23 protein-coding genes are annotated in these 21492 nt (G+C 64.8%); 7 read left to right on the plus strand and 16 right to left on the minus strand.

Translation table 11 applies throughout. The annotated features are described in order from the left end of the window. Positions 1-2 precede the first annotated feature (2 nt). A complete protein-coding gene (locus OC537_RS13360) occupies positions 3-887 on the minus strand; it encodes a LysR family transcriptional regulator (protein ID WP_262111918.1) in 885 nt (294 codons plus the stop codon). A 125-nt stretch (positions 888-1012) separates the two neighbouring features. Here OC537_RS13360 and OC537_RS13365 point away from each other — a divergent pair, with 125 nt between their 5' ends. Both OC537_RS13365 and OC537_RS13370 read left to right on the plus strand, forming a co-directional pair. Beyond that, positions 1013-1414: a CidA/LrgA family protein gene (locus OC537_RS13365; RefSeq protein WP_262111920.1), complete on the plus strand. Its 402-nt coding sequence runs from the start codon at positions 1013-1015 to the stop codon at positions 1412-1414. Beyond that, complete coding sequence (locus OC537_RS13370) at positions 1407-2096, plus strand: LrgB family protein (RefSeq protein WP_111910520.1); 690 nt, start codon at positions 1407-1409, stop codon at positions 2094-2096. Before OC537_RS13365 ends, OC537_RS13370 begins: the two co-directional genes overlap by 8 nt. 67 nt (positions 2097-2163) lie before the next feature. Here OC537_RS13370 and OC537_RS13375 read toward each other — a convergent pair whose 3' ends face one another. Both OC537_RS13375 and metB read right to left on the minus strand, forming a co-directional pair. Continuing rightward, positions 2164-4632: a bifunctional aspartate kinase/homoserine dehydrogenase II gene (locus OC537_RS13375; protein WP_262111923.1), complete on the minus strand. Its 2469-nt coding sequence runs from the start codon at positions 4630-4632 to the stop codon at positions 2164-2166. Next, complete coding sequence (gene metB, locus OC537_RS13380; protein ID WP_111910522.1) at positions 4632-5810, minus strand: cystathionine gamma-synthase; 1179 nt, start codon at positions 5808-5810, stop codon at positions 4632-4634. Before metB ends, OC537_RS13375 begins: the two co-directional genes overlap by 1 nt. Positions 5811-6104: 294 nt before the next feature. Here metB and metJ point away from each other — a divergent pair, with 294 nt between their 5' ends. The 3 genes from metJ (at position 6105) to OC537_RS13395 (ending at position 7633) form a co-directional block, all read left to right on the plus strand. Then, positions 6105-6428: a met regulon transcriptional regulator MetJ gene (metJ, locus tag OC537_RS13385; RefSeq protein WP_005327165.1), complete on the plus strand. Its 324-nt coding sequence runs from the start codon at positions 6105-6107 to the stop codon at positions 6426-6428. A gap of 35 nt (positions 6429-6463) precedes the next feature. Continuing rightward, a complete protein-coding gene (locus tag OC537_RS13390; RefSeq protein ID WP_262112236.1) occupies positions 6464-7210 on the plus strand; it encodes an AraC family transcriptional regulator in 747 nt (248 codons plus the stop codon). A gap of 84 nt (positions 7211-7294) precedes the next feature. Next, positions 7295-7633, plus strand: a complete 339-nt coding sequence (locus tag OC537_RS13395) for a tRNA-binding protein (RefSeq protein WP_234676754.1) — start codon at positions 7295-7297, stop codon at positions 7631-7633. 73 nt (positions 7634-7706) lie between these two features. Here the strand turns inward: OC537_RS13395 and OC537_RS13400 are convergent, their stop codons facing one another. The 3 genes from OC537_RS13400 to nudE all read right to left on the minus strand — a co-directional run bounded on the left by OC537_RS13400 (position 7707) and on the right by nudE (position 10853). Continuing rightward, positions 7707-8978 (minus strand): aromatic amino acid transport family protein, encoded by a 1272-nt coding sequence (locus OC537_RS13400; protein WP_234676755.1) that lies wholly within the window; start codon positions 8976-8978, stop codon positions 7707-7709. 412 nt (positions 8979-9390) lie between these two features. After that, positions 9391-10203, minus strand: a complete 813-nt coding sequence (gene cysQ / locus OC537_RS13405) for a 3'(2'),5'-bisphosphate nucleotidase CysQ (protein WP_106885762.1) — start codon at positions 10201-10203, stop codon at positions 9391-9393. 41 nt (positions 10204-10244) lie between these two features. Then, positions 10245-10853, minus strand: coding sequence for an ADP compounds hydrolase NudE (gene nudE / locus OC537_RS13410; RefSeq protein ID WP_162520147.1), 609 nt, complete (start codon positions 10851-10853; stop codon positions 10245-10247). A 146-nt stretch (positions 10854-10999) separates the two neighbouring features. Between nudE and yrfG the strand changes: the two genes are divergently transcribed. Continuing rightward, a complete protein-coding gene (gene yrfG, locus OC537_RS13415; RefSeq protein ID WP_262111929.1) occupies positions 11000-11668 on the plus strand; it encodes a GMP/IMP nucleotidase in 669 nt (222 codons plus the stop codon). A 201-nt stretch (positions 11669-11869) separates the two neighbouring features. On the opposite strand, the gene tyrS is transcribed toward yrfG, so the two are convergent. Beyond that, the gene (tyrS, locus tag OC537_RS13420) at positions 11870-13138 is read right to left on the minus strand and encodes a tyrosine--tRNA ligase (RefSeq protein WP_262111930.1); all 1269 of its coding nucleotides are present in this window, start codon (positions 13136-13138) and stop codon (positions 11870-11872) included. Positions 13139-13283: 145 nt separating this feature from the next. Between tyrS and OC537_RS13425 the strand changes: the two genes are divergently transcribed. Beyond that, on the plus strand, positions 13284-14252 hold the full coding sequence (locus OC537_RS13425) for a helix-turn-helix transcriptional regulator (protein WP_262111931.1): 969 nt from the start codon (positions 13284-13286) through the stop codon (positions 14250-14252). Here OC537_RS13425 and exeN read toward each other — a convergent pair. The 9 genes from exeN to exeF all read right to left on the minus strand — a co-directional run bounded on the left by exeN (position 14237) and on the right by exeF (position 21491). Next, positions 14237-14995, minus strand: coding sequence for a GspN family type II secretion system protein ExeN (gene exeN / locus OC537_RS13430; protein WP_262111933.1), 759 nt, complete (start codon positions 14993-14995; stop codon positions 14237-14239). The two genes, OC537_RS13425 and exeN, sit on opposite strands and share 16 nt — an antisense overlap. A gap of 97 nt (positions 14996-15092) precedes the next feature. After that, positions 15093-15584, minus strand: coding sequence for a GspM family type II secretion system protein ExeM (gene exeM / locus OC537_RS13435; protein ID WP_106885752.1), 492 nt, complete (start codon positions 15582-15584; stop codon positions 15093-15095). After that, positions 15581-16765, minus strand: a complete 1185-nt coding sequence (gene exeL, locus OC537_RS13440) for a GspL family type II secretion system protein ExeL (RefSeq protein ID WP_262111936.1) — start codon at positions 16763-16765, stop codon at positions 15581-15583. The genes exeM and exeL overlap by 4 nt, the downstream gene beginning before the upstream one ends. 118 nt (positions 16766-16883) lie before the next feature. Continuing rightward, the gene (gene exeK, locus OC537_RS13445; RefSeq protein ID WP_262111938.1) at positions 16884-17894 is read right to left on the minus strand and encodes a GspK family T2SS minor pseudopilin variant ExeK; all 1011 of its coding nucleotides are present in this window, start codon (positions 17892-17894) and stop codon (positions 16884-16886) included. Positions 17895-18083: 189 nt separating this feature from the next. After that, complete coding sequence (exeJ, locus tag OC537_RS13455) at positions 18084-18728, minus strand: GspJ family T2SS minor pseudopilin variant ExeJ (RefSeq protein ID WP_163147235.1); 645 nt, start codon at positions 18726-18728, stop codon at positions 18084-18086. A gap of 71 nt (positions 18729-18799) precedes the next feature. Next, on the minus strand, positions 18800-19219 hold the full coding sequence (gene gspI / locus OC537_RS13460) for a type II secretion system minor pseudopilin GspI (protein WP_338120492.1): 420 nt from the start codon (positions 19217-19219) through the stop codon (positions 18800-18802). Then, the gene (exeH, locus tag OC537_RS13465) at positions 19216-19767 is read right to left on the minus strand and encodes a GspH family T2SS minor pseudopilin variant ExeH (protein WP_262111940.1); all 552 of its coding nucleotides are present in this window, start codon (positions 19765-19767) and stop codon (positions 19216-19218) included. The genes gspI and exeH overlap by 4 nt, the downstream gene beginning before the upstream one ends. Positions 19768-19802: 35 nt before the next feature. Further along, positions 19803-20234 (minus strand): GspG family T2SS major pseudopilin variant ExeG, encoded by a 432-nt coding sequence (gene exeG, locus OC537_RS13470; RefSeq protein ID WP_106885747.1) that lies wholly within the window; start codon positions 20232-20234, stop codon positions 19803-19805. Positions 20235-20270: 36 nt separating this feature from the next. Beyond that, positions 20271-21491 (minus strand): GspF family T2SS innner membrane protein variant ExeF, encoded by a 1221-nt coding sequence (gene exeF / locus OC537_RS13475; protein WP_106885746.1) that lies wholly within the window; start codon positions 21489-21491, stop codon positions 20271-20273. Position 21492: the final 1 nt, after the last annotated feature.

The following is a 21492-nucleotide window of genomic DNA, read 5'->3' on the forward strand; positions in this document are numbered from 1 at the left end:
GCCTAGCCCCGCGCCCCCTGCTCGCGACACAGGGCGAGCCAGGCCTCGGCGGTGCGGGAGAGGTAGCGCCGACTCGGCCAGATCACTCCGAGACGCCAGCTCAGCTCCGGCAACAAGGGGCGCAGCACCAGGCCGTCCGGGGTCAGCCGCCGGCAGATGGGCTCGGGCAGGAAGGCGACCCCCATGCCGCTGCGCACCATGGCGGTGAGAAAATCCCACTGGCTGCTGCGCGCCGCCACCTGGGGCACGAAACCCGCCTGCTGGCAGGCCTGCTCCAGCCGCTCGCTCAGGGTGAAGGCCTGGGTGTAGAGCAGGAAGGGCTCCTCTTTCAAGTCCCCCAACCGGATCTCGCTGCCCCCGCGCCAGCGCGGCAGGTCCGGCAGCACCACCTGAATGGGATAGCAGTCCAGCTCCAGGGCGCTCAGTACCCCCTCTTCCTTGGTCGGCAGCATGGTGATGGCGAGATCCAGCTCCCCCTCCAGCACCGCCTGCTCGATGCGGCGCCCGCCGTACTCCACTATGGAGAGCTCCACCTTGGGGTAGCGGCTGCGGTAGGCGCGGATGAGATCCGCATAGACGTGACCCACCATGGGGGGGATGCCCAGCGCCAGGCGCCCGTGCTGCAGGCTCTGCAGATCCGCGAGCTCAGCCTCCAGCTGCTGCATCTGGGCCAGGATCAGCTGGCCACGGGCAAACAGCACCTGGCCGCTGTCGGTCAGGGTGAAGCTGTGCCCCTCCCGATTGAGCAGGGGCTGGCCCAACTCCTCCTCCATGCTGCGGATCATCTTGCTGATGGTGGGCTGGGTGACGAACAGCTTCTCGGAGGCGCGGGTGAAGCTCTTCTCCCGCACCAGTTCGACAAAGTAACGCAGGGCTCGGATATCCATGGGACGCTCGTCTGGGGTGATCGCCAAATAATGCCAATTTGGCATATTTTTCATAATTTAAATTCATTTTTTGCAGGTTTGGCCCCCACTTATACTGTGACCAGGTTCACAGAAAGACGCCCATCATGAAAGCCTTCTGCCTTCGCTGGTTGCAAACCCCCTTCCAAATCGCCCTGCTGGCCGCCATCTGGCTGCTGGCCGACACAGCGGTACGCACCTTCCACCTGCCCCTGCCCGCCAACCTTACCGGCATGTTGCTGCTGCTCATCTGCATCCTTCTCGGGGTGGTCAAGGCCCAGTGGTTCAGCGCAGGTGCCCGCTGGCTGCTGGCGGAGATGCTGCTGTTCTTCGTGCCCGCCGTGGTGGCCGTGGTCAACTATCAGGAGCTGCTGTTGCAGGAGGGGTGGCGCATCATGGTGGTGCTGGTGACAAGCACTGTGCTGGTGCTCGGCACCACGGCCCTGGTGGTGGACAGGGTCTATCGCCTGGAACTGAAGCTGGCCCGCCGGAGTCGCCGCCATGTCTGACACCCTGCTCGGCCTGCTCTGCTTCGCCCTCACCCTGCTGTTCTACTACGCCAGCAAGTGGCTCTATGGCAAGAAGCGCATCCTGCCCCTGATGCCGCTGCTGCTGGCCCCCGCCCTGCTGGTGGCGGTGGTGATGCTGTTCCACATCCCCTATCAGGACTACATGGCCGAATCTCACTGGCTGCTCTGGCTGCTGGGCCCGGCCACCGTCGCCTTCGCGGTGCCCGTCTACGAGAACCGCGCGCTGATGCGCCGCCACTGGCTCTCCCTGTCGGTGGGGGTATTTGCCTCAGTGCTCATGGCGGTGGGCAGCACTGTGCTGCTGGCGCGCTGGCTGAACCTCTCAGAGCTGCTGCAGCGCAGCATGGCCATGAGATCCATCACCACACCCTTCGCGGTGGAGGCGACTCGATCTGTGGGCGGCAACGCCGATCTCACCGCCCTGTTCGTGGTGCTGACCGGGGTGATCGGCATGGCGGTCGGGGAGAGCGTGCTGACGGTGCTCGCCATCCGCAGCCGCCTCGGCAAGGGGGCGGGTTTTGGCGCCTCGGCCCACGGGGCCGGCACGGCCCGGGCCTATCAGATGGGCAACGAGGAGGGGGTAGTCTCCAGTATGGTGATGATGATAGCCGGCATGGCCACAGTGCTGCTCGCCCCCCTGCTGGGCAAGCTGTTCTGGTAAGGCATCGTGACCACCAATGAGAAGAGGCGCCCAGGGGCGCCTCTTCTTTGTGTCATCCACCAGGCTCTCAAAGGCTGGCGCAGATCTGCCAGAGATCGTACTGGATGGCGGCTGCGGTCACCTCGCGCCCCGCCCCCGGCCCCTGAATGACCAGGGGGTTGGTGCGATAGCTGTCGCTCTCGATGGCGAACACGTTGTCACAGGGCAAGAGGTTTGCGAACGGATGGTGGGGCTCCAGGGTCTCCAGCCCGACCCGCGCCTTGCCGTCGTGCTCGAAGCGGGCGACGTAGCGCAGCACCTTGCCGACCCGGCGGGCCCCCTCGAACGCGGTCTGGATGGGATCATCCAGATCTTTCAGCCTGTCCATGAACTGATCCGTGCTCACCTTGCGCAGGGAGACGGGCACCAGGTTCTCCAGCTCGATGTCGGCGGAGTCGAGCTCGAAGCCCGCCTCCCGCGCCAGAATGAGCAGCTTCCTGCGCACGTCCTGGCCGGAGAGATCCTCGCGAGGATCCGGCTCGGTCAGGCCGTGCTGCCAGGCCTCGTCCACCAGCTCGGAGAAGGGGCGCGTGCCGTCATACTGCTGGAACAGCCAGGAGAGGGTGCCGGAGAAGATGCCGGAGACCCCCTGGATGCGGTCGCCACTCTGGCGCAGCATCTGGATGCTGGACTGGATAGGCAGCCCGGCACCGACGGTGGCGTTGTAACGCCACTGCACCTGATGATCGCGGCAGCTCTGCTTGATGCGCTGGTAGAACTCGCTGTCGGCGGCACCGGCAAACTTGTTGGCGGCGATGATGTGGATGCCGAGCTGGGCAAAATCCGGGTAGTAGCGGCTCACCGTCTCGCTGGCGGTCATGTCCAGCGCAATCAGCGCATCGAAGCCGTGCTGCTCCAGCTGACCCAGCAGTTCCGGCCAGATCAGCGGCCTGGGATTGAAGTTGTCGCGCACCTTGAGGGGATCCAGCCCCTCTTCATCCAGCAGGCCCCCTTCCGAGCTGAACACCCCGTAGAGGGTGAGCGCCATATTGAGCTCGTGCTCGAGCCGCGCCTTCTCGCGGGCGTAGAGCGCCAGCCAGTGACCGCCGATATTGCCCTTGCCGAACACCACCAGTCCGACCCGGGTCGGGCGGCTGAACAGGGCGCTGTGCAGGGCGATGAGCAGGGGCTCCAGCACCACCTGGCGCACCACGGCCACCAGACTCAGGCCATCTCTGGCCACCTGGACGAACTCCAGGGGTTGATCCGCCAACAGCTGATAGAAGCGGTGACACTGCTCGGCGTTGTCGGTCACGCCAGCCCCCACCAGAGCCACCAGACTGAATCCCTCTTTCTGGATGAGACCGGTGAAGCTGCCCTGCAGCTGGAAGTCGCGCAGTATCTCGAAGGCCCCTTCCGCCACTTCCAGGGTGTAGGCCAGGCGCAGCACCCGCCGATCCGGCTGACGCTGCAGGGTGAGCGGGTTGAGGCGATGACGGGCCAGATGGGCCTCGATGGCGGCCACCGTCTGCTCATAACCTGTCTGGGGCAGCACCTTGAGTTCGATGAGGGCAATCTGATCCACCGAGGAGACGATGCGCGCCCCGCCGGAGCGCGGTGCCCGGCGCAGTATGTGGGTGCAGCCCTCGTCCGGGTTGTAGCTGCAGCGCAGGGTGAGGCGCTGGCGGCTGTCGGCCACGGGTTGCAGAGTACGGGAATGGAGCACGGAGGAGCCGAGGCGGGCCAGCTCGTTGGCCTCCGCCAGACTCAGGCGCTCCAGCAGGCGCGCCTCCTTCACCCGGCGAGGATCCGCGCTGTAGACACCGGCCACGTCGCTCCAGATGGTGGTGGACTCCCCGTCCGCCAGGGCGGCCAAGAGGCTGGCGCTGTAGTCGGAGCCGTTGCGGCCGAGCAGCAGGGAGCGCCCCTCCATGTCGGCGGCGATGAAGCCGGTCACCACTATGCGGCCGGGGTGCTCCGCCAGACGCGCCTTGAGCAGCTCGCCGGAGATGGCGGCATCCACCTTGACCAGGGCGCCATCCTCGGCGCGCAGGAAGCTGCGGGCGTCGAGCCAGATGGCCTTGTCGCCACGGCTGGTGAGCAGGGCGGCCAGCAGGCGCGCCGACCACACCTCGCCGAAGGCCAGCAAGCCGTTGCGCTCGAAGCGATCAAACTGCCCTTCCAGGGTCTTGGCGATCTGCTGCATGTCATCGGTCAGCTGCTTGCTCAAGTCGAGCAGCAACTCCCCCTCCAGCAGGCCGTCGATCAGACTCTGCTGGTAGGCGTGCAGGGCAGTGATGGCTTCGCCCGCGGCCTCGTCACCCGCCTCGGCCAGCTCCACCAGCTGGATCAGCCGGTTGGTGGTCTTGCCGGCGGCGGAGACCACCACCAGCTCTCTGCCCCCGCCCTGCTGCTCGGCCTGCTGTTCGAGAATGCTGGCGACCCGGCGATAGCAGACAGGATCCGCCAGACTGCTGCCGCCAAACTTGTGCACATGACGCCGCTTCAAGGCTCTCTCTGCCGCCACCGCACTCTCTCCCTGTTGTTGCTGTTCCATTACTTCACCTGTTCTGCCTGTTGTGCCAACTGCGCCTGTTCAAAGCCTTGAGCCAGATCGGCCACCAGGTCTTCACCGTGTTCTATGCCCACAGAGAGGCGCAGCAACTGGGCGCTGATGCCCGCCGCCTGCTGCGCCGCCGGAGTCATGGCCCTGTGGGTCATGCTGGCCGGATGGGCCACCAGGCTCTCCACCCCGCCGAGGGACTCCGCCACCGAGAACAGCCGCAGCGCCGCGAGGAAGGCACGCAGCCCCGTCTCGTTGCAATCGAGTTCAAAACTTAGCATGGCGCCGAAGCCGGACTGTTGACGACGCGCAATCTCGTGGCCCGGGTGGCTAGGCAGGCTGGGATGATAGATTTTTTTGACCAGCGGCTGTTGCTGCAGGAAGGCGAGGATCCTGTCCGTGTTCTCCTGATGGGCACGCAGGCGCGGCGCCAGGGTGCGCAGGCCACGCAGGGTGAGGTAGGAATCGAAGGCGCCGGAGGTGAGCCCCAGACAGTTGGCCCACCACACCAGGGACTCGGCCAGCGTCTGATCCTTGGCGATCGCTACCCCGCCCACCACGTCGGAGTGGCCGTTGATGTACTTGGTGGTGGAGTGCACCACCACATCGGCACCGAGCGAGAGCGGCTGTTGCAGCAGCGGGGAGAGGAAGGTGTTGTCCACCACCACCTTGGCACCCACCTCATGGGAGGCGGCGGCGATGGCGGCCACGTCCACCACCCTCAGCAGCGGGTTGGAGGGGGTCTCTACCCACACCAGGGCCGGTTGCTGCGCCAGGGCCTCGGCGAGCGCAGCCTCATCCCCCTGATCGACGAACTGCACCCTGTAGTGGCCCTTGGCCGCCAGATACTCGAACAGGCGCCAGGTGCCGCCGTAGCAGTCGTGGGGGGCGATCAGCAGATCCCCCGCCTTGAGCAGGGCCGTGGTCACCAGATGGACGGCTCCCATGCCGGTGCCGGTCACCACGGCGCCGGCGCCCCCTTCCAGTGCCGCCAGCGCGTCCGCCAGATTGGTGCGGGTCGGGTTGCCTGAGCGGGCATAATCGTATTGACGGGGCTCGCCAAAGTCGGCAAAGGTGTAGTTGCTGGAGAGGTAAATGGGGGGCACCACGGCACCGTGCTGTGTGTCTGTCTCAATCCCGGTGCGTACCGCCAGGGTGGCCTTATGACTCATGATGCTCTCCTTGGCGCTGTGACTGTGCAGTTGATCTGTCTCTATGTCCGATACAACGTACCGCCAGGGTGGCCTTGTGGGTCATTTCCGCTCTCCTTGAAGTGTCTCTGGACGATGGCCGCTGTGCCTCTGCCACGGCTATCCTGCCATTGCTGGCCTATGGTGAACCACCTTACGCCACCTCAAAAAAGCCGTCAACACTTCTAGACGTCTAAATGGCTTTGCTGTTGGATTGCCATTGAATTCCTTAAGGGTTAAAATCCGCGCTCACGGCCAAACGAGAACAGGTGGAACATGGGTACAGAGTGGAACGGCGACTACGTCAGCCCCTATGCGGAGCACGGCAAGAAGAGCGAACAGGTCAAGAAGATTACCGTCTCGATCCCGCTCAAGGTGCTGAAGGTGTTGACCGATGAGCGCACCCGTCGCCAGGTGAACAACCTGCGTCATGCGACCAACAGCGAGCTGCTCTGTGAGGCCTTCCTGCACGCATTCACCGGTCAACCGCTGCCCTGTGACGACGATCTGCGCAAGGATCATCCGGACAGCGTCCCCGCCGAGGCGCGCGCCATCATGGAGGCGCTGGGCAAAGAGATCGAAGATTTCGACGCCGAGTAATACGGCGGCCCATGGCACATAATCCCCCCTCTTCGATGACGCGGCCCGGTGCCGCGTCATCCCTATCCGCCCCCTGCCCGTTCAGCCTGCGCCACTACCAGAGCGACATCAGCAGCCACAGTCACGACTTCGCCCAGCTGGTGATCCCCCTGGACGGCCCCCTCGAGATCGAGGTGCAGGGCCAGGGGCGCCGCCTCGCCCCTGGCTTTGCCTGCGTCATAGCCCCAGGTGAACGTCACGACTACGCCGCCGACCCAGCGCTCTCCTTCCTGGTGCAGGAGAGCCACTGGCTGCCCGAGGCGCTCGGCGAGCGCCCCTTCATCCCCCTGGACGAGCCCCAGCGCCACTATCTCGCCTTCCTGCATCAGATGGTGCGCCAGGGTCGCCATGTGGCCGGCATGGAGCAGATCTGGCTGAACCTCCTGGCCCAGGGTCAGGGTATGGGCCCCGCCCTGGCTCCGCGCATGACAAGAGTGCAGCGCCACATCGAGGCACACCTCGCCGAGCCCCTTGGCAACGAGCGGCTCGCCGCTGTTGCCTGCCTCGGCCAGAGCCAGTTCAAGCACGCCTTTCGCCAGCAGTTCGGCATGAGCGCCTCCCACTACATCCGCGGGCGGCGCATGGCGCTGGCACGCACCCTGCTGGCCCACAGTGCCCTGCCCATAGGGGAAGTGGCCAGCCGCTGTGGCTACCAGGATCAGGGCGCCTTCGCCGAGCGCTTCCTGGCCGAGACGGGGCTGACCCCGTCGCGCTGGCGCCAGCAAAACGGCCCGCAGCCATAACAGTCCGGCCCCTTGCCGAAGACAGGGGCTGCCGTTTCGAGGCATGCTGGGGCCAATGCAAGGTGTGTGAAAGGAGGAGCCAAGATGCAGACCATAAGCTGGCAAGAGTTCGAGATGGTGGAGCTGAGAGTGGGCACCCTGGTACGGGTCGAACCCTTCCCCGAGGCGCGCAAGCCTGCCTACAAGGTGTGGGCGGATTTCGGCCCCGAGCTCGGGGTGCGCAAGAGCAGCGCCCAGATAACCGATCTCTATCAGCCGGAAGAGCTGGTGGGGCGCCAAATCGTCGCCGTGGTGAACTTCCCGGCCAAGCAGATAGGTCCCATACAGTCGGAGTTTCTGCTGACCGGCTTCTACCGGGCCGATGGCGCCGTGGTGATGGCCATCCCGGAGCAGGCGGTGGAGAACGGCGCCAAGCTGGGCTGAGGCCCTGTGCCCCATGAAATGAGAAGAGGCGACCCAAGGGTCGCCTCTTCTTTTTCTGGCCGCAGCGCCGCTGTTACTTAAGCAGGCTGAAGACCAGGGCCGAGACCGCCAGCGAGCCGGTCAGCAGGATAAAGCCGTTCACCCAGCCCTGGCGGAAGCGGGCCAGCGCCTCGACCTTGTAGATCGCAATCACCGGCATGATGAAGAGGATCATGGCGATGACGGGGCCGGAGAGGGTCTCCATCAGACCCAGGATGCCGGGGTTGATGACAGCAGCCCCCCAGATGGCGAAGAACATAAGAGCTATGCCGAGCTTGTCCGCCTTGGCCAGCGACAGCCCTGTGGGCTTGGCGATCAGGCTTTTCAGGCTCTCCCGGGCCCCGAGGAAGTGGCCGAGGAAGGAGGAGCTGATGGCGATGAAGGCGATGAGCGGCCCCAGGGTCACTATCACAGGGTTGTCTGTGATGTTGGCGAGATAGGAGAGCACCGAGACGTTCTGGGCCTTGGCCTCGGCCAGCTGGGCCGGGGAGAGGCTCAGCACGCAGGAGAAGACGAAGAAGAGCACGAAGCCCACCAGCATGACGGTGGTGTTGCGCAGGATCAGGCCGCTCTTGGCCTCCGCCTGCTCGCCATATTCACGGCGCTGCACGTTGGCAAAGCCGGAGATGGCGGCGGCGTGGCTGAAGGCGAACACTGTCACCGGCAGCGCCAGCCAGACGGTGTTGAGGAAGCTGCCACCCTCGAAGGCGGTCATTTGTGGCCACTGCCACTGGGGGATCAAATAGCAGGAGAGCGCCGCCAGAATGGCCGCCAACGGGTAGACCATGAAGGCAAAGGCCCGCAGCATCGCCTTCTCCCCCGCCATCATCACGGCGATCATGGCGAACACCAGCAGGCCGGAGAGCATCACCCGGTTCGGGGCATCCATGCCGAGCTGGTTGATCATGAAGCTCTCCACCGTATTGGTCAGCCCGACGCCGTAGATGAGCAGGATAGGGAAGATGGAGAGGAAGTAGAGCGCCGAGATGAGGCGACCGGCCATCTTGCCGAAGTGCTCCTCCGCCACCTCGGTGAAGTCGGCGTGGGGGCGGGAGGAAGAGAGCACGAAGCGCGCCAGCCCGCGGTGGGCCAGGAAGGTCATGGGGCCGGCCAGCACGGCGACGATAACCAGGGGCCAGATGCCCCCCAGACCCAGGTTGATGGGCAGGAAGAGGATGCCGGCGCCAACGGCGGTGCCAAACAGGCTGATGACCCAGTGGGTGTCGTGACGACGCCAGCGGGTGGTGCTGGCAGTGGTGGAGTGGGAACCGGATAACTCCCGGGAGACCTCTGCAGATGAACTCATTGATAAACCACTTACATATAGTATTAAAATCTAAGAATATTGTGCTCCTTTAGCATTTAATTCTCAAAAATCGGCATTGGCAGATCTCACTGGCAAAGCTCGGTTCAGCCAGTGAGATTGGGCGGAATTTCCAGCCCACCTCGTTCTGATAAACCTTTAAAAAGGCAATTTTACGAAATATAAAACCAAAATATCACCACTGTTCGATTTTTTATTTCGGCCAATTCTAAGTTTTCAGAATTACCTGAAAAGAGATGCCAGCACTTTGGGTTTAGCTGTGATGATCCACTACAGCAATCCATTAAAGTAGCGAATACACCTGAATATGCCGTTGCAAGCCAGCGGATCACACCAAGCAATCAGGCGGCCACGAGGCCGCCTGATTGGATGATTCGGCTACATTTCAACCGGCTCAGTGAGTCAGGATCTTGCCCCAGGCGAGATCCGGGTCCCCCATCACTATGAAGTCAGGGTTCTCCAGCGACTCGGTTTCGTTGTAGCTGAGCGGCTGCAACGCCAGGCTGAGGATGCGCCCCCCCGCCGCCTCGACGATGCACTGGGCGGCGGCGGTGTCCCACTCGCCGGTGGGGCCGAGCCGCACATAACAGTCTGCCGCCCCTTCGGCCACCAGGCAGGACTTGAGGGAGCTGGAGCCAAGCGGGATCAGCTCGTAGTTGATGGCCGGGTTGAGGCGGCGGGTCAGGTTCTCCAGCTTCTGGCGGCGGCTGATGGCCACCACCAGGGAGTCGGGCTGGTCGTGCTCGTGGTGCATGGCGCTGATGGGATGCACCTCGCCGTTCACCTCCTTGAAGGCGCCGTGGCCGCGCACCGCCCAGTAGAGCACGTCGGCCTCGGGGGCATAGATGACGCCGAGCACGGGGACATTGTCCCGCACCAGGGCGATCAGGGTGGCGAAGTCACCGCTGCCGGCGATGAACTCGCCGGTGCCGTCCAGGGGATCCACCAGCCAGTATTGCCGCCAGTTGGCACGCTGGCTGAAGGGCACATCGGCCGCCTCTTCGGTCAGCACGGGCACATGGGGGGTGAGCGCCGACAGCGCCTGCTTGAGGTAGGCATCGGCAGCAAGATCGGCACTGGTGACCGGGGTCGCATCCTCCTTCAGCTGACGCTCGAACTGACCGCCGTGATAGATTTCGTGAAGGATACGTCCCGCTTCGCGGGCTATCTCCTTGACCCCAGGTATCCAGGCCAACAACTCCTGCATCTTGTTATCCTCTGTTTTTATTACCTTTGCCCAGGCTTGGGCTAGCTTTCCTGTTCCGCCAGCCATTTGCTGGCCAGCAGCAGGGCACTGATGCTGCGCGACTCGGTGAAGTCGGGTCGCGCCAGCAATTCGTCGATGCGATTGAGGGGCCAGGGGATCACCTCGAGGGGCTCGGGCTCATCGCCGATCCGCTGCTCGGGGTAGAGATCCCGCGCCAGCAGTATGTCCATCCTGCTGGAAAAATAGCCGGGAGCCAGGGAGACCTGCTTGAGGGGAATGAGGTCACGGGCCCCGAAGCCCGCCTCCTCCATCAGCTCCCGGTTGCCCGCCTCGAAGGCATCTTCGCCGGGATCGATCAGCCCCTTGGGAAAGCCCAGCTCGTAGGAGTGAGTGCCTGCCGCGTATTCGCGCACCAGCAGCAGGGTGTGGGCATCGAACAGGGGCACCACCATGACGGCGCCTCTGTTGCCGCCGCGCATCCGCTCGTAGACCCGTTCCTCCCCATTGCTGAATTTCAGATGCAGGGATTCCACCTTGAACAGCCGACTCTCGGCCACCAGCTCGGCCTTGATGATCTCCGGCTTACGCTTGTCGTGGGCCATGGCCTCGACGCGGACGTGTTCGGGTTTGCACTTGTGGGGGTCACTCATCGGGGCTGACTGCTCGTTAAAAAAGAGTGCTTCAAGAGTAAACGACTCCCCGAGGGAACACCACGGTGCAAGGGCCGGAAAGGTGCCTGAAAAATCCGTTATAATGCGCCCCGTTTTCCCCACCCAGTCCGACACAAAGAGGCCCCATGCCCACCCCACTGCCCTGGCACCAGATAGACACAGTTCTGCTCGACATGGATGGCACCCTGATCGACCTTCATTTTGACAGCCACCTCTGGCAGCAGCTGGTGCCCGAACGCTACGCCGCGCGCCTCGGCCTGCCGCTGGCCGACGCCAAGGCGCAGATCGAGGCCCACTATCAGGCCGTCAGCGGCACCCTCGACTGGTACTGCGTCGATTACTGGAGCCAGACCCTCGGGCTCGACATTCGCGCCCTCAAGCAGGAGATCCTGGACAAGATCCAGTGGCGGCCCCATGTCATCCCCTTCCTGGCCGCCCTGCGGGCGGCGGGCAAGCAGCTGGTGCTCTTCACCAATGCCCACCCCGCCAGCCTGTCGGTGAAGGATGCGCGGCTCGGCCTCGCCGAGCATCTGGATCTTATGGTGAGCACCCACGAGCTGGGTTGGTCGAAGGAGAGCCAGCACTGCTGGCAGGCGCTGGCCGAGCGACTGGCGTTCGATCCGGCCCGCACCCTGTTTGTCGATGACAGCGAGCGTATCCTGCGCGCCGCCGCCGACTACGGCATCGGTTATCAGCTCGCCATCCAGAACCCGGACAGTCGCCAGCCGGAACAGCAGATTACCGCCTTCCCGGCGATCCGCGACTATGCCGAACTGCTGCCGCTGACCCTTTGATTCGGCATTTGGCGCAGCGCAGCGATGGGGAAACCACTGACCACCTTCCCCTGCATGTTCCGCGACTACGCCGAGTTGCTGCCGCTGACCCTTTGATCCTTAGGCAGGGCCTCCCCCCCCTGCATACCGGGCAGCTGAGGGGCCGAGACGCACAATGAAAAGGGCTGCCTGGGCAGCCCTTTCTCATTGATGTCGGGCGAGCTAGTCCACCCACTCCACCAGCCGGTACTGCTTCTTGCCCCGGCGCAGCAGCAGGTAGCGCTCAAACAGCCGATCCTCTGCGCTCAGTTGCTCATCCTGTCTTATCTCGCCGTTGAGGTTGATGGCGCCCGCCCCCAGCAGCTCGCGGGCCACCCGCTTCGAACTCGCCAGGCCGCTCTCCACCAGCAGGGTCACCAGATCCCTTTCCTCCTCGATACGGCAGCTCGGCATGCCATCCTGCGCCAGCTGGGCGAGATCGGCTTCCCCCAGGCGGGCCACATCGCCGCAAAACAGCAGCTCGCCGATGCGCCGCGCCGCCGCCAGCGCCCCCTTGCCGTGCACCAGTTCGGTCAGCTCGTCCGCCAGCACCTGCTGGGCCTGCTTGCGCCCCTGCCGCTTGGCATCTTCCGCCTCCAGCGCGGCAATCTCGACCAGCGGCATAAAGCTGTAGTAGCGCAGGAAGCGGTAGACATCCTCGTCTGCGGTACCGAGCCAGAACTGATGGAAGGCATAGGGTGAGGTGAGCGCCGGATCCAGCCAGATGGCGCCCCCCTCGGTCTTGCCGAACTTGGTGCCGTCCGCCTTGGTGATGAGGGGCAGCGTCATGCCATGGACCTGGGCCTGATGCAGCCGGCGGGTGAGATCCATGCCGCTGGTGATGTTGCCCCACTGATCGTTGCCGCCGATCTGCAGGGTGCAGCCGAGGCGCTGGTTGAGCACGGCGAAATCCTGGGATTGCAGCAGGGCATAGGAGAACTCGGTGAACGAGATCCCCTGATCCGGGCGGGCCAGCCGCTGGCGCACCGATTCCCGCGCCAGCATGGCGTTGACCGAGAAGTGCTTGCCGATGTCCCGCAGAAAATCGAGGGCGGACATCTGCCCCATCCAGTCGGCGTTGTTGACCAGCACAGGCGCCGCCAGCCCCTCGCTCGCGGGCAGCAGCGCCCGGATCTGGGCCGACAGGCTGGCCACCCAGCCCTGCACGGTTTCGGCGCTGTTGAGGCTGCGCTCGGTCGCCTTGAAGCTGGGATCACCGATGAGGCCGGTGGCACCGCCCACCAGGGCCACAGGGGTGTGGCCCGCCAGCTGGAAGCGGCGCAACATCAGTAGCGGCACCAGGTGGCCTATGTGCAGGCTGCCGGCGGTGGGATCGAAGCCGCAGTAGAGGGTGCGCGCCGTGGCGAGGTGGGAGGCCAGGGCCGCCGGGTCGGACATCTGGGCCACCAGGCCACGCTCGGTCAGGTCGGTGAGCAAATGGGGGTCGATCATGGGGTCTCCAACAGCAGGGGAAAGTCGCCATACTCGCCGTTCTGGCCCGTGGCAGATATGTCCCCCAGGGGACAGTTTTACCACTCTCGTGCTAGCATCCCGCCCATATCGGGGAGCCTGTCCCCGCCACCCGGAGCCCGTCGCCATGAGCCAGCCCCTCGCCACAGATTCGCTGACCCAGAGCCTGACCGCCGTCGTCGATGCCCTGCACAGCCCGGCCTTTGCGGCGGCCCTGGTGCGCCTCATCCAGCAGCAGGTAGCGTTCGACTGCGCCCTGCTGCTCGGGGTGGGGCAGCGGCCCGTCTACCTCTACGACAACCTCAACCATCAGCGAGCCCTGCTGTTTGACAGCTACCTCACCAGTCACTTCAGTCAGGATCCCTTTATGCAGGCGCTCAAGGACGGCCTCCCCGCCGGAGTCTGGACCCTGGCGCAGGTATCAAAGGGGCGGCTGGATCCCGAATACCGCCACCACTTCTATCAGGCCACCGGCTGGCAGGAGGAGGTGGGGCTGATCCTGCCGGTGCGCGGCGGTCTCACCCTGATGCTGTTTCTGGGGCGCCTCGACAAGCGCCAGAGCCTTCGCCCAAAGGAGCGCGCCAGGCTGGAAGTCTTGTTCCCCCTGGTGCATTCCCTGTGCCGCCAGCAGTGGCGGGAGGCGGTACCGCTGCTGGCCCAGAGCGCGGCGATGAGGGCCACGGATAGTACGGCGAAAAGGGCTGCGAAGAGTACGGCGAAGGATACGGTGCAGGGCGCACCGGCAAGCCTGGACGGCGCCAGCCTCAAGGCCGCGGTGGAGCAGGCAATGACCAGCGTGGGTGGTGACAGGCTCACCCGCCGGGAGCGGCAGGTGGCGAGCCTGCTGCTGCAGGGGCTGGATACCGAGGCCATTGCCGCCGAACTCGGCATCGGCAGCGGCACAGTGAAGAATCACCGCAAGCACCTCTACGGCAAGCTGCGCCTCGGCTCCCGGGCCGAGCTGTTCAGCCTCTTTCTGAACCACCTCATCACCACGCCCCTGAGCGGCGCACCAGAGACGCCCCCCCATAACGACCACACCCCGCCGAAGCGGGGTGTGGTCTGCCAAGAACAGCGCCCTCAGATCCGACCCTGATAGCGCAGCGGGAAGCGGCCCTGGCCGTCGGGTTGACCGAGGAAGGGCAGCCCCTGCTTCATCTGATCCGGCAGTGCAGGGCCAGGCTTGAGGGTGCCCTGGAACAGGTACTGGCGATTGGCCTGCAACTCCAGCTTGCCCTGCACCTGCACCGCCTCGGAGGCCTGCCTGAGCTCGGCCACCAGACGGGAATCGAGACAGGTCAGCTTGAGCTCTGGGTCCCCCAGCAGCAGCTTGCCCGCCGGGGTGTCGGCCTCGGCGCCGTACCAGTTGAGGTTGCCGTAGAGCTCCTCACACCAGGGCTTGCCCTGGGCGAACTGATCGACCTTGAGTTGCAGCTGACCCGCCGCCGTCAGGGGGAAGGGCAGGCGCGTGGGCACCCGCGCCAGCAGCCAGGGAGCGGGAGCGTTGAGGGTGATGTCACGACCAAAGGCGGCGCCATTCCAGCCGATCACCCCCTGACCGTTGAGGCCGGCTCGATCGCCGAAACGCACCGACACCTCGGGAGCCAGACGCAGCAGCGACCAGCCGTCGAGCTCCCAGCGCAGCTGGGTCAGGGACTCGCTGGCATATTGCAGCCGGGCAATCTGGCCGCTCCAGAGAGTACCGCTCACCCCTTCCAGCTGCACCAGGTTGGGGGGCAGCGGCAGATGGCGCACCACCAGGGTGGCTGGCAACTTCACCAGCAGGAAACCGAGATAGGCCACCAGAAACAGGGCGGCGATCAGGACTTTTTGTTTCATAGAACAGGACTCGACTGCAAGGATCCGGCCCGGGCCAAGCCAGGAGCCAACACGGAGCGCCATGCCAAAAACCGGACGGCGCTCGGTACGTTTGGTGTCATTGGGGACGGCTCAACTGCAAACGCCTGACCTTGACCAGGCCGGGCGCCAGCCCCTCCCGGGCCACCTCTATGATCTGCACCTGGACTCCATACTGATCGGAGAGGGTCGCGAGCCAGAGCAGCAGATCCTCGAACGGGACTGTGTCTATCCACACCTGCAGCTCCTGCCCCTGGGGTTGCAGCCGGGCTATCTTGATCTTCTGGTTGAAGGCAGTGCGGTTCACCACCCCGTCCAGGGTGCCGCTGGTGTCGATCTGGCGGCCTTGGCCCCCCTGCATCGCCAGCACCTCCTGCCCCTTCTCTTTCAACCAGGCGAGCGTCTGCTGCTGGTTGGCCACCTGCCGCTGCCGCTCGTCGATGCGATTGGCGACGGGCTGCCAGATGACCCAGTAGCAGAGCCCGATCAGCAGAGCGCAACCCCCCACCGCCACCAGCCGCTGTTCGCGGGGGCTGATGCCACGCCACCAGCCTTGCAGTTTGTCCATCATGATGATTTCCCCTTCAGCACCAGCGCCCCTTCCACCTTGCCCTCATGGCTTCGCACCTCACCCTGCTGCACCTCGAAGCGCTTGCCCGCCAGCTCGCGAAAACGCTCTATCTCGGTGAAACCGGGGGCCGTGACCTGCAACCTGAGCTCGCCCCTGGCCGCGTCGAAACGCATCACTTCGGGCTTGAGACCGGGCACCTCGGCAAACACAGGCGCCAGTTCGGTCAGCAGCAGCAGGACCCCACCCTGCGGGGCCTGCCCCAGGGACTTGAGGTGCTGGTTCATCTGGCTGCGAACGTTGACGATCCGGGTTTCCCCCGGGAAGATCCGGGTATAGACCTGCCGGATTTCGGCCTTGAGGGCCTTGTCCTGCTCCGCCAGTTGATAGAGCTGCACCCCGCGCTGGGCCAGGGCGACCAGCAGCAGTATCCCCGCCAGCACCGCCACCTTGCGCCACTGCAGCCAGTAACGGCCGTATTCGGTCTGGGGTCGATAGGGCCCCTGCAACAGGTTCGCCTGGCAAGCGATCGCCCCTTTCGCCAGCAGCAGCATGGGCAGTTCGGGATCCGCCGCCTGCCAGTTGGCGGCCGCGATGGCAGGAGCCGGGGTATGGCTATGGATGGTGACGGGGTCGGACTGGGCCGCCAGCAGCATGGCCAGCAGCGGCTCGTCGGCGACTATCCCCTGGACAGGGCCCTGGCGGATCAGCCACTCGGCGCCGAGTTGCAGGGCAGACCACCCCTCGGCGGCGGGCGGCAGGGCCAGCACGTCCGGCAGCAGTTGCAGGGTCTTGAGCCCCGCCTGCTGCAGCCACGCCAGCCACTCCTGCATCTTCGCCTTGTCCACCGCCATCAGATCCACGTCCTGCCCCTGATGACCCAGCACCACCAGATGCAGCTCATCCACGTCGGAGGCGATCTGCTCCTCGAGCAGATAGGGCAACGCCGCCGCGGCCTGACGACTGTACTTGCCCGGCAGGCTGACCCGCCGGAAGATGAGATCGCTGCCGGGCACCAGGGTCACCACGGGGCGACCACCGGCACGCTCCTGCAGCTCACCCAGGGCATGGGCCGAAGCCAGGGTGCCGGAGGCGATGATCTCCTGCTCCTGCGTCGACCACACCAGCCAGTGCACCGGCTGTTGCGCATTGGTCCCCAGACGGATGACCAGACTCTCGCTCACAAATAATTCTCCTGCCATGCCCGCCAGCATCCTCGTCGATGGGCGGGGCCGCAGCCGTCGGCTGCAGTCCAGATATAAGGGGCGGGACAGAGGGGGCCAGAGGCCTGCCATCTCCCTGTTATTCGGCACCGTCGTTCAGACGGCGCAGCATCACCAGCTTGTTGTCCTTGCCGCGCTGGAAGACAGTCTCCAGCCGGGCCCGCACATCACCCACCTCGGCCAGCAGACGGGCCTCGAAGAAGCTGCTCTTGATGTCCAGCGCGCCGTCCAGCCCAGTGATGCTGCCCGGTTGTATCGACAGCTCATCCGTCATCTCCTTCTTCTCCTTCCACCCCTTCTTGGGGCGGTTGGTCAGCACCCGCTTTGCATCGTCCAGCCCTATCTTGCCCTGGTAGAGCCCCACCAGCAGGGCCGCCTGCTCCGGCTTGATGGTGTTGATGTTCACCACCAGCTTGTCGTTTGGCAGGGTGCACACATAGGGGGCGAGCCGGGCGTAGAGCTCGCTGCTCACCCCGCGCACGGCCCGCAATTCGTCCGTGCCCAGCAGCCACTGGTTCGCCACCAGATAGGGGGGATTGAGCCCCTCGGAATAGGCATCCTCGGCCCCGTTGCTCGAGACCAGCTGGGTATTCTTGTCGGTCCAGTCGCGGATGGCGTCGGTGAGCTGCACCGCCTCGTACTCATCCACCTCCAGCGCCTCGAGCAGCGCCCGGAACGCCTTGAATTGATAGGGTTGCGCATCGAGGTCATCGCCGCTCTCCCCCTCTTTCAGGGCCAGGCTCAGGCTGTTGAGGTTGAAACAGGATTGCAGATCCCGCACCCGCCCGGACAGGGTTCCGTCATCCACCGGGAAGACGGCATCCTGCCGTGCCCAGTTCTGGCCCAGGTTGACCACATCGGGGTCATCCTTGAAGTCCTGGTTGAGCACCTTGATCACCAGCGCCTCCGCCGACATGGCATACCACCAGGCCTGCTTGCCAGCCGTGAGGTTGCTGGTCCGGCGCAGCTCCAGCTGCAACCGGCCGCTCATGTTGCTGGCGATGATCACCATCACCGACAGGATAAGCAGCACCACCAGCAGGGCCATGCCCCCTTGCCGGCCGGGGCGGGAGCGACGCCTAGCTACCATTGTCAGCCCTCTGGCCGCCGGCCCCGATCAGGAATTGACGACGACTAAGGGTACCGTCATCCGCCATGACGGTCGGGGAGACATAACGATCAATTACCATTTTCAGCCCTCTGGCCACCGGCCCCGATCAGGAACTGGCGGCGACTAAGGGTACCGTTATCCGTTGTGACGAATAGAGGGAAACACTGATCAGTTTTCATTTGTCGCCCTCTGACCACCGGCCCCGATCAGGAACTGGCGACGAATGGTGCCGTAATCCGCCAGATCCAGCTCCACCGCCAGCCCATAGGGCAGCAGGTCGCGCTGGGTCCACTCCTCCTTCCACATGCCCTTGTCGTAGAAATAGAGCCGCAGGGCCGTCACCCCGGTCAGCACCGGCTGAATGCGCGGCTCTGTGCCGATCGCAGGGTCCGGGTAGAGGTAGCTGAGCCGCTCCAGGGTCTGCTCCTTGAGTCGCCAGCCCACCCGCTGCAAGCCGGATCGCGGCAGCATGCCGTCCGGATTGAGCCAGCCGCCACGGATGAAGGCCATGCCCCAGTCATCGCTCTGCTGGCCGAAGCGGGAGGCCGCCAGCAGCACCTTGTTGTTCTCGCCGTCGATACGGCCGCTGCGCGGCACCATCTGGGTGATGTCCCGCTCCAGCAGGCTGAAGGCGAGCTGCAGCTCGGAGAGGCGAACCTCCTTGCGCTTGGCCACCTCGTCGCTGGTGAGCACCCCCTGCAGCACCTGATAGGCCCCCATGCTGAGGCTGGCGAAGATGGCGATGGCCACCAGCATCTCAAGCAGGGTAAAGCCGGCCTGGCGGACAGAGCGTCGGCCTGAGGTCACCGACATGGGCGATGGCCGCAGCAACCTCTCAAGCAGGGTAAAGCCACTGTGGCGGGAAAGGCGGGTGTTGCTCGGGATCATCGGCTGATATAGGTCCGCATCATGGCCACAGGGCTCTCTGCCTTGGGCGCGGTGCGCACCTCCACGTCCAGGGCCTTGAAGTTGTTGTCGCTGGTGGCGACGCCACGATAGCGCCAGTACCAGGTCTGCCCGGCCATCTCCTCGTCCCCCTCCACCCAGCTGTCTCCCGGCCACTTGCCCTCGAGCTTCTGCTGCACCAGCTGGTTTTCCACCACCCAGGTCGCCAGGGTCTTCTGCTCCAGGTAGTTGAGGCCGGAGAGGTGCTCGCTGGCGGTCTTCATCACCGCAAGGCCGGCGATGGCAAATACCGCCAGCGCCACCATGACCTCCAGCAGCGTCATGCCGCGCGCCCTGGCGGGCCCGCCCGCCGGGGTGACGCTGCGAACTCCCTCGCCGCCTGCGCTGGTGCCCGTCACTCTTCTTCCTCTTCGTCTTGCAACAGAGAGAGGCGACCGAACTCGTCCCCCTTGAGGGTGCGCAGGTAGCTCAGATCCTCGTCCTGCTGGCTCAGGGTCAGCACGAAGGGGGTGAGCTCTCCCCCCGGAAAGATGAAGATCTGGGGCCTGCGCTCCTTCTCGTCGCGGCCCTGCTCGCTCTTCTCGTCCGACTCGGTGCGCCAGCTGAACCCCTCCAGCTCGACGGCCAGGGTGATCCCCTCCGGCAGTTGCACCGGCCCCAGCAGCTTGTCGCCGGTCAGTGCCTGCCACTTGCGATCCTTGGGGTTGCGGGACATAAACTGCCAGCCGCTCTCCTCGACTCTCAATCCCAGCAGCCGGCCATCCATCACCGAATACTCCTGCGCCTGTTGCAGGGTCGCCATGAGACGACGCGCCTGCTTGTCGAGCTCCCTGTCACTCCTGGCGCCCCCCATGCTGAGGACGACGGCGGTGGCCACCAACCCCATCAACATGGCGACCAGCAAGACCTCCAGCAGGGTGAAGCCCGCCTGACGATGGCGCCTCATGGGCACAGGATCCGGTTCAGCGGGCGCTCAGACACTTATTGGAAATCCTTCAGGTTCCAGTTGCCTATGTCGTCATCCGTCCCGGCTTCGCCGTCCAGCCCCATGCTGAAGATGTCGAGCTTGCCGAACTGGCCCGGGCTCAGCAGTTGGTACTGGTTGCCCCATGGATCCTGCGGCAGGCGCTTGATGTAGCCCCCTTCACGGTAGCTGCGCGGCTCAGGCGACGCGGTCGGCTTGTTGACCAGGGCATCCAGCCCCTGCTCTGTGGTCGGGTAGCGGTTGTTGTCCAGCTTGTACATGTCGAGGGCGTTTTCCAGCGCCACTATGTCGGAGACGGCTTTCTGCTGATCCGCCTTCTCCTTGTTGCCCATCAGATTGGGCACCACCAGGCTGGCCAGGATCCCCAGGATCACGATGACCACCATGACTTCCAGCAGGGTGAAACCGGATTGACGACGCTTTTGCATGACTTACTCCCTAACGAAATGAGATGGCGCAGGCCATCAGAGATTGACCATATTGTTGAGTTCGAGGATCGGCTGCAGGATCGACATCACGATAAAGAGCACCACCCCGGCCATGGAGACCACCAGCATGGGCTCGAACACGCCGAGGGCGATATTCACCTGGGTTTCGAACTCCCTGTCCTGGTTGTCCGCCGCCCGCTCCAGCATGCTGTCGAGCTCGCCGCTCTGCTCGCCGGAGGCGATCATGTGCAGCATCATGGGCGGGAAAATCTTGGTTTCATCCAGCGCCTTGCGCAGGCTGGTCCCCTCGCGCACCCGCTCGGTCGCCTCGCCGATGCGGTGGCGGGCAAAGTCGTTGGAGAGCACCTCCCCCGAGATCTTCATCCCCTCCAGCAGCGGCACCGCGCTGGCGTTGAGGATGCTTAAGGTGCGGGCGAAACGGGCCGTGTTGAGGCCGCGGCTGACCCGGCCGATGACCGGCAGGCGCAGCACCACCTGATGCCAGTGGCGGCGCCGTCCGGCGTCCGTGAGCCACCAGCGCCAGACCAGGCCACCGATGCCGAGCAGCACCAGGAACCAGAGGCCGTAGTGCTGCATCAGCTCGCTGGTACCGATGAGGAAGCGGGTGGTGGCGGGCAGTTGCTGGCCCATGTGTTCGAACTGGGCCACCACCTTGGGCACCACGGCGGTGAGCAGTATGGAGATGACGCCCACGGCCACCAGGGTGAGGACTATGGGGTAGATCATCGCCTGCAGCAGCTTGGTGCGCATGTGCTGGCGCTGCTCGGTGTAGTCGGCGAGGCGGTTGAGCACCTTCTCCAGGTGACCCGACTTCTCACCGGCCGCCACCATGGAGCGAAACAGCTGATCGAACACATGGGGGAAGGCCCCCAGCGAATCGGCCAGCGAGTAACCTTCTACGACTTTGCTGCGCACCGTGGCCACCAGGCTGCGCAGGTGGGCCTTCTCGCACTGCTCGGCCACTGCCCGCAGCGCTTCTTCTATGGTCAGCCCTGCGCCCACCAGGGTCGCCAGCTGACGGGTGATGAGGGCCAGCTCCGAGGTGGAGGCACCACGGCGAAACAGCACGAAGCGGTTGGCCTCCCGCTTCGCCTTCTCGGTGGTCTCGTTCACCTCGAGGGGGGTCAGCCCCTGCTCGCGCAGCAGCTGGCGCACCTGACGGGCGGAATCCCCCTCCATCACCCCGGACTTCTGTCTGCCTCTGGGGTCGAGGGCCTTGTATTCGAACGCAGCCATC

The sequence above is a fragment of the Aeromonas sp. Marseille-Q5825 genome (genome assembly GCF_946892685.1).
Taxonomy (GTDB): Bacteria; Pseudomonadota; Gammaproteobacteria; order Enterobacterales; family Aeromonadaceae; genus Aeromonas; species Aeromonas rivipollensis.